At 46.5% G+C, this 14,958-nt stretch carries 16 protein-coding genes and 1 tRNA gene; 2 read left to right on the top strand and 15 right to left on the bottom strand.

The window, feature by feature from the left end; all coding sequences use genetic code 11:
* Positions 1-13 precede the first annotated feature (13 nt).
* Complete coding sequence (locus ACETMN_RS10240) at positions 14-100, top strand: putative holin-like toxin (protein ID WP_371121677.1); 87 nt, start codon at positions 14-16, stop codon at positions 98-100.
* A gap of 162 nt (positions 101-262) precedes the next feature.
* Here ACETMN_RS10240 and ACETMN_RS10235 read toward each other — a convergent pair whose 3' ends face one another.
* The 4 genes from ACETMN_RS10235 to nrdR form a co-directional block, all read right to left on the bottom strand.
* Positions 263-871 (bottom strand): hypothetical protein, encoded by a 609-nt coding sequence (locus ACETMN_RS10235; RefSeq protein WP_411736115.1) that lies wholly within the window; start codon positions 869-871, stop codon positions 263-265.
* A 268-nt stretch (positions 872-1,139) separates the two neighbouring features.
* Entirely contained in the window at positions 1,140-1,427 is a 288-nt protein-coding gene (locus tag ACETMN_RS10230) for a hypothetical protein (protein ID WP_411736114.1), read from the bottom strand.
* Positions 1,428-1,586: 159 nt separating this feature from the next.
* Positions 1,587-1,659 (bottom strand) — tRNA-Ala (locus tag ACETMN_RS10225).
* 185 nt (positions 1,660-1,844) lie between these two features.
* Positions 1,845-2,312 (bottom strand): transcriptional regulator NrdR, encoded by a 468-nt coding sequence (gene nrdR, locus ACETMN_RS10220; RefSeq protein WP_091014564.1) that lies wholly within the window; start codon positions 2,310-2,312, stop codon positions 1,845-1,847.
* Between the two features lie 115 nt (positions 2,313-2,427).
* Here nrdR and ACETMN_RS10215 point away from each other — a divergent pair, with 115 nt between their 5' ends.
* Positions 2,428-2,649 (top strand): alpha/beta-type small acid-soluble spore protein, encoded by a 222-nt coding sequence (locus ACETMN_RS10215; protein ID WP_017689472.1) that lies wholly within the window; start codon positions 2,428-2,430, stop codon positions 2,647-2,649.
* Between the two features lie 82 nt (positions 2,650-2,731).
* On the opposite strand, the gene ACETMN_RS10210 is transcribed toward ACETMN_RS10215, so the two are convergent.
* The 11 genes from ACETMN_RS10210 to ACETMN_RS10160 all read right to left on the bottom strand — a co-directional run bounded on the left by ACETMN_RS10210 (position 2,732) and on the right by ACETMN_RS10160 (position 14,751).
* Positions 2,732-3,295, bottom strand: coding sequence for a lytic transglycosylase domain-containing protein (locus ACETMN_RS10210; RefSeq protein WP_062833563.1), 564 nt, complete (start codon positions 3,293-3,295; stop codon positions 2,732-2,734).
* Positions 3,292-3,888 carry a dephospho-CoA kinase gene (coaE, locus tag ACETMN_RS10205; RefSeq protein ID WP_411736113.1) on the bottom strand — a complete coding sequence of 199 codons (597 nt, stop codon included), beginning with the start codon at positions 3,886-3,888 and terminating at the stop codon, positions 3,292-3,294. The genes ACETMN_RS10210 and coaE overlap by 4 nt, the downstream gene beginning before the upstream one ends.
* A gap of 9 nt (positions 3,889-3,897) precedes the next feature.
* Positions 3,898-4,677, bottom strand: a complete 780-nt coding sequence (locus ACETMN_RS10200; RefSeq protein ID WP_262928150.1) for a manganese efflux pump — start codon at positions 4,675-4,677, stop codon at positions 3,898-3,900.
* A gap of 142 nt (positions 4,678-4,819) precedes the next feature.
* Positions 4,820-5,647, bottom strand: a complete 828-nt coding sequence (mutM, locus tag ACETMN_RS10195) for a DNA-formamidopyrimidine glycosylase (RefSeq protein ID WP_036669994.1) — start codon at positions 5,645-5,647, stop codon at positions 4,820-4,822.
* Positions 5,648-5,765: 118 nt separating this feature from the next.
* On the bottom strand, positions 5,766-8,420 hold the full coding sequence (polA, locus tag ACETMN_RS10190) for a DNA polymerase I (protein WP_091014571.1): 2,655 nt from the start codon (positions 8,418-8,420) through the stop codon (positions 5,766-5,768).
* Positions 8,421-8,654: 234 nt separating this feature from the next.
* Positions 8,655-9,314 carry a phosphate signaling complex protein PhoU gene (gene phoU, locus ACETMN_RS10185; RefSeq protein WP_017689478.1) on the bottom strand — a complete coding sequence of 220 codons (660 nt, stop codon included), beginning with the start codon at positions 9,312-9,314 and terminating at the stop codon, positions 8,655-8,657.
* Between the two features lie 63 nt (positions 9,315-9,377).
* Positions 9,378-10,133 (bottom strand): phosphate ABC transporter ATP-binding protein PstB, encoded by a 756-nt coding sequence (gene pstB, locus ACETMN_RS10180; protein ID WP_076209092.1) that lies wholly within the window; start codon positions 10,131-10,133, stop codon positions 9,378-9,380.
* 227 nt (positions 10,134-10,360) lie between these two features.
* Positions 10,361-11,542: a methyl-accepting chemotaxis protein gene (locus ACETMN_RS10175; protein WP_091014572.1), complete on the bottom strand. Its 1,182-nt coding sequence runs from the start codon at positions 11,540-11,542 to the stop codon at positions 10,361-10,363.
* 152 nt (positions 11,543-11,694) lie between these two features.
* A complete protein-coding gene (locus tag ACETMN_RS10170) occupies positions 11,695-12,423 on the bottom strand; it encodes a response regulator transcription factor (RefSeq protein ID WP_036609823.1) in 729 nt (242 codons plus the stop codon).
* Between the two features lie 116 nt (positions 12,424-12,539).
* Positions 12,540-14,360, bottom strand: coding sequence for a two-component system histidine kinase PnpS (gene pnpS / locus ACETMN_RS10165; protein WP_091014573.1), 1,821 nt, complete (start codon positions 14,358-14,360; stop codon positions 12,540-12,542).
* A gap of 43 nt (positions 14,361-14,403) precedes the next feature.
* Positions 14,404-14,751, bottom strand: coding sequence for a cupin domain-containing protein (locus tag ACETMN_RS10160; RefSeq protein ID WP_091014574.1), 348 nt, complete (start codon positions 14,749-14,751; stop codon positions 14,404-14,406).
* Positions 14,752-14,958: the final 207 nt, after the last annotated feature.

The raw sequence follows: 14,958 nt of genomic DNA, 5'->3' as shown, positions 1-14,958 counted from the left end.
GGAGGTGATTTAAATGAGTACATACGAAGCCCTCACGATCATGTTGCAGTTTGGATTAGTTATTATTGGTCTACTTTCCCTGACACAAAAAAAGCGATAGCCTCCCCGCCAAGAGCTGCTACCGCGATCTACTTTATGTAATAATCATAAACCTTACCGCCAACACACGCAATACCCTTTGAAGACGCAGTCTACTCCAAAGCTGCGTCTTTTTCTGTCTGCTTGCGGAATCATACCCTGCGCGGGACCCTCCTTACGCCTATTACTTCGTCTCACCTACGAGCTTAAACGTTCCGCCCGTCGACTCACCAATGTTATAATTTTGAACCGTGAGCTGTACGAAAGTAGAATCGTTCCAGGCTGGCGCGTTAGGAGATTTAGTATAGTATTCGCTCACTGCTTTGATGATTGCGTCAGATTTAGCACGTAGCTCACGATCAGACAGTTCGTAGGCTCCCTTATTTTTGTACAATAATGAGAGAGCAGGTTGATTTTCGACGTCTATAACAACATCGCTTAAATTACCGTCATCGCCCCAACTGAACCTAATTTTATTTACAACGAAATCATCCGTAACAATTCCGTCTTCGATATCGTGAGCCAACGCTGTTAAATAAGTTAGCTTGCGATATGTATCTTGCTCCTCATTAATAACTGCTTGCGCGTCTGCAGTTTTTTGTAATTCATCATTCTTTTTCGAAATTGACACAATCTGTCCGGAAAGTTTATCAGTCTTGCTTGATAGTTCTGAATTCTGAACAAATAAATAAATTGATGCGGCGACTGCTAAAGCCGAAATCCCCAACGCAACTGCAGATAATACATTTATGCGCTGCTTTGGCTTGCTTTCTGATAAAGTTAATTCGTCCATTATGTACCTTCTCCCCTGCGTTTTTTATAGTTCTATTCTATTATATACAGGAAAATTATACTATATATAAACGACAAAAGACGCTGCCCTCACCGGAAATTAATCCGCGAGAACTACGCCTCATTTTATACTTCGCTTGCGCGCCTGGTGGGTCACTATGACTGTCGGTTCGTCTTGTGCCGCTTTTCTAACTTGCCAATAACAGCGTTTAGAGGGGAAAACTCATCGTGTTAATTGATTCCGGGAGCAGCCCCACAGTACGGACAGATTACGGAACATTGCAGTTATCACTAAACCTCCGTTTTTCATCGCGTAACCAAATTATGTAATCACGCCCTACTTCAACGTTGATATTTCGGATGTCACGAATGATCTTACGCTCATCCAGAAATTCACAAAAGTAATTGTAATTCTGTACGTATGTCTTTAGCGTATTATCCGCTCGACCTTCCGACTTCTTCGCCTGGTAGTAATAATCGAACAAATAGTCTAGCGAATGTTGTAAGCGCGTTGATGTGCGCTCACTCTTATTTGTTCTTCCTTTACGTTTATCCATTCCATACCGTCTCCTTCGATAATAATTACGGTAAGAAAACGAGGGATTAGGCGCGTATATCTGCGATGCGTGGAGCGCATATCTGCGAGGTGTCCACGGTAACAGTCAACGTCTAGACAAACGAAAAAACCCGCTATATTAGCGGATTCTCTACGAGTATGGAGCCTAGGGGGATCGAACCCCTGACCTCATCGCTGCCAGCGATGCGCTCTCCCAGCTGAGCTAAGGCCCCAGGATATGAAATAGATAACTTGTCCAACACTGCTACGTTCCGCAAGCGACTCCTATATCATATAAAATCCAGCTTTCGCTGTCAATCAAATTTTTAAGATCCAGAGTGATTGGAGAAGAACAACCGATTTCACTGGCACACACGGACTGGAACTCCAGACTGCTCTTCTCCCATTACCAACTCCACTAATCCTCCAGAACGTCTTTGGACAACAGGGATTTCAGTTCTTTCATGAACATATTGATATCTTTGAACTGGCGATATACCGACGCGAAACGAACATATGCCACTTCATCGACTGGAAACAACTGTTCCATCAATAGTTCACCAATCTGGCGACTCTCCACTTCAGCATCAGCTGTATTACGCAGAGATTTCTCCACTTCAGATACCATCATCTCCAGCGTCTCAACGGAGACTGGACGTTTCTCACAGGCACGAATAAGCCCGCGGAGGATTTTGTCCCGGCTGAACTCTTCACGACTGCCATCTTTCTTAATGACGATAAGTGGAGTCTCCTCAATCATCTCAAACGTTGTGAATCTTCGGGCACACTGCTCACACTCACGGCGACGACGAATGGACTTTGCTTCGTTGGCCGGACGCGAATCAAGCACTTTGGTACCCATATAACCGCAATAAGGACACTTCAAATCAGATCACTTCCCACGTTTTACTTTTACCACATATTCCCTGTCTTGATTTTGTAATGAAAAATGCATTGCCGAGACATAATACTTTTACCAACTCACGAGGAGGTGAACAGCAATGGCACAAAGCAACGGTAACTCCAACAACCTGGTGGTAACTAAAGCTTCCGCAGCACTCGAGCAAATGAAATATGAAGTTGCTCAAGAACTCGGAATCAGCATCCCACAAGACGGATACCAAGGTAACATGACTTCTTACGAGAACGGTTCGATCGGTGGATACATCACGAAGCGTCTGGTAACAATTGCAGAACAGCAATTGGCAGGTCAATACCAATAATATCTGCATCGTAATACGCTACACAGAGGAGCATGGAGCGGCCGGTGAATAACCGGCCTGCTCTGTGCTTCTACTTATATACTTAGAACGTATTATAGATCTTTACATACTGATTATAATAGTAAATGACCCTTTGTACATAGTGACGCGTCTCACCAAACGGAATATCTTTCACTGTATCGAACGAGCCATCCCATACACCATCTCTAAGCCAACTGTTTACTTTGCCTGGTCCCGCATTATAGGCAGCGATCATCACTGCTTCATTGCCATCGAATTGATCGGACAGATTCCGCAGATACCATGTGCCTAATTGAATATTGCGTTCAGGCTCGTGCTTCAATTCCTCCAGCGAAGTGTCGGGAATTTTGGCTTGTTCCAGTATCCAATTCGCCGTGTCCGGCATCAGTTGCATGAGCCCAATGGCACCTCGTTTGGATTCTTTGCTTGTCTTGAAATTGGTCTCCACCTTGATAATGGAAGCAATCAGAAACGGATCAACCTCATAACTCTGAGATTGGGCACGAATCTCTTCCTTATAATGAATCGGATAGAACCATGCCATCCAGTTTGTATTCAGAAATAACACTAGTACAAAGGACACAAACATCAACAGCAGGACACGTTTCTTACGCAATATTTTCATAACAAACCCTTACGCTGTAGATATGAGTCAATTTGCTGCTCCGTCTCAGTCCATAAACCGCTGTTATCGATGACAATGTCTGCCAGCTGCTTTTTGCGCTCAATATCCATCTGTACATCCATCCGGGTCTCAGCCTGTGCTGCAGTCATTCCATCCCGACTCATCAATCGATCTCGTTGCACTAATCTTGGAACATATACAACCATGACTTCCTCGAAACCATCCTCCAGACCCGATTCGTACAGCAAAGGGATATCAGATACCACAAGTTTATCCGGATGTTGCAACGCGTATGCAGCAGCCCGTTCACGCATCTCTTTACGGATTGCCGGATGTGTGATAGCCTCCAATGCCTTTCGTTCTTCTGGTTGTTCAAAAACAATACTTCCAAGCTTTTTCCGATCCAGTGTTCCATCTTCGTTCAGTATGGCTTGTCCAAACCGCTTAACAGCGGCGGCCAACACGGGATGCCCGGGCATCATAACTTCCCGGGCAATAACGTCTGCATCGATGAGCAACGCTCCCTTACTGGCGAGATAGGCGGAAACACTACTTTTGCCTGTCGCGATCCCGCCGGTTAAGCCTATATTCATCGTTTCACCTCATAACAACTTCATTATTCCCATAATCATTAACAATAGTGCTGGCAATACAGATAGTCTTCGCATCCAGCGCAGGGCTGAGAATCGTAGTCCAACCTTCATGCCGAGTGACAGAAACGCCCCACTAAACAGTGCAATAATGAGTGCTGTCCATAGTGTAGGGAATCCCAGAAGTGCCGCTCCCAAGCCTGCTCCAAACGCATCCAGAGACAGGGCAATACCAAGCCACATCGCTTCCTGAGCAGATATACTTCCCGAGTTATCCATATCCGCCTTGGAAGGGCTGCGAAGGATCTGAATGACGACCCCCAGCTTACGCAGCTCCAGTGTAAATACCATTCGTTCGAGAGAATCACCCGAAGCCGATTGCTCCAGATCCAGTGCAAGTACCTGATTCCTGCCCTTGGAATCCGGCAGCGTCCCTTGTACGTTTTTCCCCAGCGCATTAACCGTTGTTTCTCCTGCTCCCTCAACCGTTACGATGCCTGTTTCCAGCTGTTCTTTTCCTTGCTTTCGAATAAGTTGCAACAGTGACCATGCACCAATGCCTATTAATATAACGGCGCCCACAATGGAAGCGATATCCGGTGACACGACATGGGACAACAGCACACCAACTTGCATCGACAAGGCAATAACCAATCCCGAACAGATCGAAATAACAGCGATAGATAACAGGGGAATCTTAGTCCTCCGTAACCCATATGTAATCCCGACTCCAAAACCATCTAAACTAAGCGCCAAAGCAAGCGCCAGCAATGAAATAAAATGATGCAGCACCCCGGACTCCTCCTCTGTGCGGTACTCGTGCCAACTGAAGATGCCAGTATGGGTATACGCCCGCTTATTTCTGCCATATCAGTATATGGAGGGAGGAATCCAAGGGTGCTATGATTTCATCATTTCGTTCATTCAGTTCATGTTACAGCAGCTGACAGTTCGGACAAAAATGCGTGCCACGGCCACCAACCACCGTTTTTTCAATTAACGTACCACAAGTTGTACAAGGTTCTGATTTGCGTCCATAGATTTTCAGTTGATGCTGGAACATCCCCATCTCACCCTGTCCATTCACATAGGACTTAATGGAAGATCCACCTGCATTCACTGCATCTTGCAACGTAGCCACAATCGCTTCATGGAGTACCGTTAACTGAGCTTCAGTCAGTGTCTTGGCGATGGTCTCGGGATGGATACCTGCGCGAAATAAAGCCTCGTCCACATAAATATTCCCGATACCAACCACATATGCCTGATTTAAAAGTACAGCCTTGATTTTGGTTGTACGCTTGCCAACCGCCTCGCGGAATGCAGTTACCGTAAAGGCTGGATCAAGCGGCTCCAGTCCCAGCTTCAGCAAAGGTTTGGACACTAGTTCCTCACCTGCATTAAACAGATGCATCGTACCGAACTGACGCACGTCCTTATAACGCAATTCCGTACCATCATTAAAATGGAAGATCACATGTGTATGTTTCTCCACATCTTCATGCTGCTCGTACACACCGTACCTTCCTTCCATCCGCAGATGGGAGACAAGCACCAGCCCGTCCAGCAAAATACGCAAAAACTTGCCGCGGCGCTCCACCCCAATGACGGTATGTCCCGCGAGTTCCATTGCAAATGCATCTATGTCGTCCGGCCGCTGAATAATCCGCGGCAAGCTAACGGTAACATGATCAATCGTTTTGCCCACAATAAGTTGATTCAATGTTCTTCTGACTGTTTCGACTTCCGGTAATTCCGGCATGATGTTCTCACCTCCCCTATATTATAACGGAAGATGACGCTCAGCGGGACCCTTTTCTTATATCGCATACATGGAAAGGCCTTTTGTGAAATACCGGAAAAACCGCGCGGCGCTTGATTTATTTCGCTTCGTACCAGTTATCACCAAAGCTGACTTCTGCTTTCAGCGGAACCGACAGTTCCAATGCTTTTTCCATAACAGAAGGCACTAACTCTTTCATCAGTTCCAATTCATCCGCAGGCACTTCGAATACAAGTTCATCATGCACCTGAAGCAACATACGACTCTTCAACTCGCGTTCCCGCAGCGCTTCATCCATCTGTACCATGGCCAGCTTGATGATATCTGCCGCTGTTCCCTGAATCGGTGTATTCATCGCCGTACGCTCTGCGAAGGAACGCAGATTGAAGTTACTGGCATTAATCTCTGGCAGGTAACGACGTCGTTCCAACAACGTTTTAACGTAACCATCCTGACGAGCTTCCTTCACAATGTCATCCATATATCGGCGGACACCCTGGAACACTTCAAAATACTGATCAATAAACTGCGCAGCCTCTTTTCGTGTAATATGCAGGTTCTGTGACAAGCCATAATCACTTATTCCATACACGATACCAAAGTTAACTGCCTTGGCGGAACGACGCATATCCCCATCCACATCTTCAGGCTTCACGCCGAATACATCCGAAGCGGTCTTTGTATGAATATCCATATCGTTGACAAATGCTTCCTTCAAGCGCTCATCATCCGAAATATGTGCCAGAACACGCAGTTCAATCTGGGAATAGTCTGCCGCCAAAATGGACCATCCGGGTTCGGAAGGGACAAATACCTTCCGGATTTTGCGACCTTCTTCCATCCGAATCGGAATGTTCTGCAAGTTCGGGAATTGACTGCTAAGTCGTCCTGTTGCAGCAATGGTCTGACGATAATACGTATGCACCTTGCCATCCCGATCGGATATCTCTTTGAGTAATCCTTCCACATAAGTGGATTGCAACTTGGCAAGCTGACGATATTGCAGAATATGCTTAACCACATCATTATAAGGAGCCAATTTCTCCAATACTTCAGCATCTGTGGAATAACCCGTTTTTGTTTTTTTCACCACTGGCAATCCTAGTCTATCAAATAAAATCTCACCCAGTTGCTTCGGTGAATTCAGATTGAATTCTGTCCCTGACAACTTGTAGATTTCAGCCATGAGTCTGCTGATATGCTCTTCAAATTCACTTCCCAGCGCCTGCAGATCGGCTGTGTTAGCCTTAATCCCCTGCTTCTCCATATCTGCCAGAATACGCGACAACGGCATCTCCAGCTCGTGGAAAAGTGAGTTCATCTCATCGCCCTCCAGCGCCTGTTCCTGAAGCGGAATAATCGCTGCCACGGCAGCAGCTTTCCGGCAGAGGAAATCGCCCAGCACAGCTGCTTCGGGTACCTTGTACTTGGCCCCTTTGCCCATAACCGTGTCATCCTCCACAAGTGACGGCAGACCATACTTGGTCGTGAGTCCACTAATCGTCTGGTTGGATTCCGTTGGATCAAGCAAATACGCAGCCAGTTGTACATCAAATGACGCACCAGCGAATTCAATGCCATGCGCATGCAGGGCTAGGTCAACACGATGAAGATCATACCCGCGCTTTGGCTGGTCTGAATTACCAAGCCATGCCCGCACCGGAGCCGCTGCCTCGGAATGAAGCAATTGGGGAGATATGAACGTATATGTTCCAGCAGAACCTACAGCTAGTCCAATCAGTTTCGCCTGATGCGGGTTATCACCGTGTGTCTCCACATGGAGGACATCAATGGAATCGAGGGAACTGAACAGCTCGCTTATGTTGTCCTCTGTTGCTATGGAAGACTCCACCTCGGCAGCAGGGACCGCTTCCTGTTCAGACCCAATGCTGCCACTGAACGACAGGCGTTCGAGCAAGGATTTGAATTCCAGCTTCGCCAATGCAGGGCCAGCATGTTCTTCTTTTAAACCAGCAAATTGCATATCCTCCCACGTCTGCTCCAGCGGAATTTCCCGGTGAATCGTCGCGAGTTGTTTGCTCATCCGAGCATCTTCGGCATGGGCCTCGATCTTTTCTTTCATCTTGCCTTTCAGCTCACTTGTACCGTTCAGCACATCCTCTACCGATCCGAACTGGTGCAGCAGCTTCAACGCTGTTTTCTCTCCGACCCCGGGAATACCCGGAATATTATCGGACGCATCGCCCATCAGGCCCTTGAGATCAATGATTTGCAGCGGCGTCAGACCATAACGCTCCTTAATCTGAGCAGGATCATACAGCTCAATATCGGTTACCCCTTTGCGCGTCAGCCCGATATGTACATGTTCGGAGGCGAGCTGCAACATATCTTTGTCACCCGATACAACGAGCACCTGTCTGCCCGCTTCATCTGCGCGTTTGGTTAACGTTCCGATGATGTCATCCGCTTCGAATCCAGCCAGCTCAAACTGAGCGATGCCAAGTCCTTTCAGCAGTTCTTTAAGCAAAGGGAATTGCTCTGACAACTCGGGTGGTGTTTTCTCCCGTCCACCCTTGTATTCCTGATACCCTTCGTGACGGAACGTGATTTTGCCTGCATCAAATGCAACCATAACATGTGTAGGCTTATGCTCTTCAAGCAATCTCAGCAGCATCGTGGTGAAGCCATATACCGCATTGGTATGCAGACCTTTCGAGTTGGTCAGAGGCGGCATTGCAAAAAACGCCCTGTAAATAATGCTATTTCCATCTATGAGAATAAACTTGTCCATTCCAGCACCTCGCGTATTATATGGTCAACCTCTTCAATTTACATCTACTCTCATGATACCATACCCACCTGTCACATCAAAAAGAATAGCCTCTTTCACATCATTTTTAATTGCAAAAAAGAACCTTCTCCGCAGACAGCTGTACACAGTCTACCTGAGAGAAAGTCCTTTTCCATTCATATGATTGCATTACTTAATCAGCACTGATTCCCCAATTCCAAAGTAATGCTCTTCCTATTGATTCAGATCCGGACGTTTACCTGTCACCAGGTACACCGTGCTCTCACCAATATTGGTTGCATGATCGCCAATACGTTCAATGTAACGTCCAACCATCATCAGCAGCATAGCCTGTGAAGCCTGATTAGGATGCTCTGTCATTAACGTGTAGAGATCACTGATCATGTGGCTGTACAGTTGATCGACCTGATCGTCCGTTTGAGCCATTTTATAGGCCAGATCTGTGTTTTCTTTCAGGAAAGATTCAATGGATTCATCAATCATGGATTTCACGATTTCTGCCATTTGCGGGATATCCACCAGAGGTTTAATCAGCTTCTGTCCATCCATCCGAAGTGTCACCTTTGCCACATCGAGCGCAAGATCTCCCATACGCTCCAGATCACTGGAAATTTTGAATGCCACGATAATACGTCTGAGATCCTTCGCCACCGGCTGTTGTGTGATGATCAGTTTGGAGCCAAGTTCCATAATTTTGTCTTCAAGGGCATTCAGATTCGCATCATTCTTGATGATGACCTGAGCTTTCTCCGCGTTCATCGTTTGTAAACTCTCAATAGCACCATCCAATGCTGCTCCTACATGTTCACCCATTTGTTTGAGCAAGGTACGCAGCTCTTCAAGCTCCTGATCAAATTCTTTTCTGCGAATCATAGATTTCATGTCCTCCTTATCCATCATCTCCGGGTATGCCGGGATCATTCCAATTCAGCTCGCTTAACCGAACCTTCCAGATATATAATCCTCGGTCCGGGAATCTTGCGGTGTGGAGAATAACGTCTCCGTATCAGCTGCCTCCACCACTTCACCATTCAGGAAAAATACCGTGCGTCCAGATACCCGTGCCGCCTGGTGCATATTGTGGGTAACCATAACGATCGTGTACTTGTGATGCAATTCCTTCACCAGCTCCTCAATCTTCAATGTGGAGATCGGGTCGAGTGCAGACGTTGCTTCATCCATCAGCAGAACGTCAGGCTGTACAGCCAGCGCCCGCGCAATACAGAGACGCTGTTGTTGTCCGCCAGACAAACTAAGTGCCGACTTTTTCAAAACATCCTTCACTTCATCCCATAGGGCAGCATGGACAAGACTTTGTTCCACCAACTGATCCAGTTCAGCCTTTTGGGTTACCCCGTGCAAGCGCGGTCCATAAGCGACGTTATCGTATATGGATTTTGGAAAAGGGTTCGGTTGTTGGAACACCATGCCAACTCGTTTGCGCAGTGTCTCCACTTCAATCTCGTTACTGTAGATATCGGAGCCACTCAGCATAACCTGTCCTTCCACACGAACACCCGGAATCATGTCATTCATCCGGTTTAACGTGCGAAGCAATGTCGATTTACCACAACCTGACGGCCCGATGAACGCAGTAACGGTTTTTTCCGGCAGATCCATCGATATATTTTTAAGCGCGTGATGCGTATCATAATATAAATTAAGATTTTCAATGTGAATGAGGTCCTTCATGGATGTTCACTTCTCCTTCGCTGCAGGGACACGGAAACTCCCTTTACGTTGAGACCGATACTGATAATCATTCATCGCTGCTCGGCCATCTATAATATCCTACCCTTTCATTGTAAAAACAGTATCACTTTCATGTTAACGGAATGTAAAAAAGACATCCTTAACCTTCATGATCTGCTTGATGGATCAATCTGATTCCTGATGTCTGCCTTATTGACTACTTTATATTACTCACTATTTGAAACCATCTCATCCAGCTTCGTACGAATGTGCTCTGCAACTTCTCCAGCTTTCCCGCCTTCCATGGCGATCTCCTCTGCTATACGAGACAAATCTCTCACCGCACTGTTCAGTTGTCGGAACGTTGCTCCCCCTGCGGTGACATGCACCGAACTGTCGTCAATCTCCGCTCCGCTTGCCTTAACCAGTTCAACAGTCTGAAGGGTCAATCCACCAATATTCTCTAACAATGAAGACATGTTCCCCGCAACCTCACGGGTCTGTTTTGCGAGCGCTCGAATCTCACCTGCAACAATCTGAAAACCTCGTCCATATTCACCAGCATGAGCTGCTTCGATGGAAGCATTCAGGGCGAGGAGACCACTTTGATCTGCCAGGGAGCGAATGGATTGTGCCATGCCTGAGCCTGTTTTGATCGAATTCAGCATGTGATCCGCATGTTGACCTTGACTCTCCATATGCTGATGTACCCGGTTATAGGAAGCATCAACGTGTTTCAAACTCTCTTCGCCCTGCTTGGACAATGCCATGATCTCACGGGCCTCATGAACGGTCTGATTCGCTGCATTCACCAGCTTGGTGACCGCATCGTTGATTCTGGATATCTCCTGTCTACTCTCGGTTACTGTACGTATGCGCTCTTCCGTAACAGCCTGTTGCAATCTGCGAGATAGCGACATTACGTCACGCATCGTCAGCACACCAAGCAGTCTGCCTTGGTCCGTAACCAGCAGACAATCGTAGAAATGCTGTTCATCCCGTCCAAGTGCAATATCAATAATCGTTGAGGCTTCCATTTGAATATCTGCAATAACGGGAGATGTATTCACTACTTGTTTGACCGGCTTACGGTAGAATAGATCTGCGGCAAAACGGCCATTTAACATCCGATATAACGTCTCTCGCATTAACAATCCAGTAGGTTTCATCTGCTCATCACACAGTACAATACATGGGTGTTCCTGATCCTGATTCATCATCGCGGCAGCTTCTCCACAGGTGGTATGGACTCCGGCGACAGGTACCTGACGATAATAGTCATGCAAATGGATTACAGGTTCTTCAGCAACCACCTTTACTTCATGAGGCTGCTGTTCGGGTGTCGCTATATCTTCATTATGTAAAACAACATGAGGGTGGTCAGGTTTCACTTCGAGCAACATGGGCATAAATGCGCAATCTCCTTTACGTAATACCTCCGTCTTGAGGTGGATTATGTAGGTATAAAGTATCACTCAGATAAGTCCATGCTACTCCCTCTACGTAAAGAAAAATCTTCCTTTATGTTAAATGAACGTAAAATAAAACTCCCCGATCATTGCTAACTTGAATGATGGGGAGTTTTTCTTTTGACAACCAATTTATAACCTACACCACGAATGGAATCAATATGAACCGATTCCGGGTCCAGCTCCAGCTTTTTACGTAATGAGCTGACGTGAACATCCACGGTTCGTTGACCTCCGATATAATCAAAGCCCCACACAGCGTTCATCAGATCATCCCTTGTCAGTACCACACCCGGCTTTTTAGCCAAATATAGAAGTACTTCGAACTCTTTCGGACGCAGACTGATGGATTGTCCACCCAGTGTCACTTCATATTTCAAAGGATAGATCTCCAGCTCTCCCAGAATAATTCGTGAGCCATCTTTGTCCTCAAGCTGTGGTAAATCTTCGCCATTGGAATAACGTCTTAATACCGCATCTACTCGGGCTAATAACTCAGATACACCAAATGGTTTGGTAATATAATCATCGGCACCCGATTTCAGTCCCTGTACAACCTCGGCTTCACCGTTCTTGGCCGTCAGAATGATAACCGGTGTACTGACACCTTGTATTCTTAACTTGCTCAGAATGTCCAGACCATTCATGCCCGGAAGCATCAGATCCAGCAAAATGAGATCAAATTCCTGGGACAAGGCCCGATCATATCCTGCAGATCCGTGATCCTCTGCCGTAACGTCGTAACCTTCCTGTGTCAGGTTATACGTGAGTAATCTTGATAATGTAGGTTCATCTTCAATAACTAGTAAACGCTGTGCCATGATACCCCTTCTCTCTTCATAGGTTGTCTGTTGCCACAACACTTTTTCTATCATAGCACTAATTTGTTAACGCGGTGTAAAACAATACAACCTTTTTACATTTTGATACCAGACGCCTACATCTCTTCTTCCTGAATGAATGGAAGGATCACACGGAACGTTGTCCCCATGCCCAGCTCACTCTCTACAGACAATTTGCCATGATGCAGTTCCACCAGATGTTTAACGATGGAAAGCCCAAGGCCTGTTCCCCCTGAATTACGGGATCTGCCTTTATCAACACGATAGAACCGTTCGAAGATTCGCGGCAAATCTTTTTTCGGTATGCCAATGCCTGTATCCGACACCGCAAAGACAACTTCATCATCGTTATCCATTGTCACCTGTAGCTTCACTCGTCCACCATCAGGGGTATAGTTGATGCCGTTGGATAACAGATTGATGAAAATCTGCTTCATCTTGTCCTCATCTGCTTCAATGTACAACTCCTCCGGAACATGCATTTCCAGACGAATCTGCTTTTTCTCCGCCACCTTGGACAAGGTGCCCAGCACCATTTCAAAGAAAGAGTGTACATGAACAGGTGAACATTGCAGCGGCGCGCGTTTGGATTCAATTTTGGATAACTCCAGAATATCCCCAATTAATCGGTTAAGTCGATCTCCTTCATCATAGATGATTTTCAGGAATGAACGCTCCGTTTCCTTATCCTGTACCCCGCCACTGAGCAACGTTTCGGCAAAGCCCTTGACCGCAGCAACAGGTGTCTTGAGCTCATGTGAGACATTCGCGACAAACTCACTGCGCATCGACTCCAATCGGCGAATCGCCGTCACGTCCTGCAACAGGAACAACATGCCTCGATAACTACCATCATCTTCGGACATCGGTACGCCATCAATACGGATCAGTTTTTCCTCCGGGTTGAACACACTCACTTCTTCATGCATCCGTTCTTTCAATGCAACACTCTCTTCAATGGTACGTGTTAATTCGTAGTGTCTCTTCAATTCAGTATAAGGCTTACTCGTAACCTTTCCTGCCTGAATACCAAGCATACGCTCCGCTTCCCGATTAACCAATGCAATGGACTGCCCTGCATCGATCATGACAATGCCTCCAGTCATGTTAGCAAGGACACTCTGTAGCAACGCTTCATTGTCACGAATCGTCTTCAGCTGGGACTGCAAGCTGTCTGCCATTCCGTTGATCGCAAGCCCCAACTGTCCGATCTCATCTCTACGCGTCACATCAACTCTGGCATCGTATTCCAGCTTGGTGATCCGATGAGCCACTTTTGTAATATGCTCAATCGGGGAGGTTAGTCCGCGTGCAACCCGATAACTGACAAACGCGACAATTAAGAACAGTAGTCCAAGTGCAGCAAACATAATCATCCAACCACGCTGGAGGCCCTGATCAACCGCATGCAGACTCATCGAAAGGCGAATGTAGCCATCAAATTTGCCGCTGGGCATTTCAATCATGTCACTTTGATCCGAATTCACAGGTAGCGCTACATACAGCATGTCTTGTCCCAATGTCTCACTGTAACGTATGGATTGCCCGTATCCATCTCCGACGGCACCCTTAATCTCCTCACGGTTCAAGTGATTATCCATCGATGCCGGATCACTCTCGGAATCTCCAATGACCATGCCGTCTTTATTGATGAAGGTTACACGGGAATCCGTCAGTCGATCCAGTTCCAGCGCTCGATCTGAATAATACTTTCGTGTGGCTTCCGAGGTTGGATCACTTGCATCATGGAATGGAAAAGTGGCTTTGAGCAGATTAATCTCGCGCACCATGGTTTGCTCTAATGCGGTTATATGCGTAGTTTTAAACACTCTGCCCATCGTATATCCAGCTACAATGACGGATACACCGATCAGCACCATCATAATGATGGCAAGGCGAATTCGAAACGGTCTCATCTATCTCTTCCTTTATAATCAGATTGACATCTTATGTCTTGCTCTACCTTGAATCCAGTTCAATTCGGTCCCCACGGGTGCCTGGATTGGAAATAACAAGAAACTCCACTTCTTCGTTGCTGCGATTCATCATTTGATGCGGCATTCCGGGGGCAATCTCTATTCCTTCATGGGTTTTCAGCACGAACATTTCACCATTAAGTTCCATACATGCTTCACCGCTGAGGATGAAAAAAAACTGACGGCTTACCGAATGGTAATGTCGTGTTTCAGCCGTTCCTGCAGGCATTCGCTCATGAATGATGCTCAATTTATCGTTTTGAACAAGGTGCCAGCCATCGCACTGTCCACCCCATATATAATGCGCTGCATTCTGTTTGCTCATTTTCATATGACTTATCCCTCCGAGTATAATTGCTCGATCTATCATATCACAGATTAGGGAGATTCTAGTCAGCAAGGCTATTCGTACAATATCATATATGTATCAACGCAGATGCAGACTTTTGTAAACAGCTGCTAACCGCATCTTAAACTTGCACATTCCCCTGATATAAAAAAGACGCACCGCTCAGCCTTGCTGAATGCGATACGTCTC

It is taken from the genome of Paenibacillus sp. M2 (assembly GCF_046713495.1).
In the GTDB taxonomy this organism is placed as follows: domain Bacteria; phylum Bacillota; class Bacilli; order Paenibacillales; family Paenibacillaceae; genus Paenibacillus; species Paenibacillus amylolyticus_B.
The sequence above is the reverse complement of the archived record's forward strand: the minus strand, read 5'-3'. Positions and strand labels throughout refer to the sequence as shown.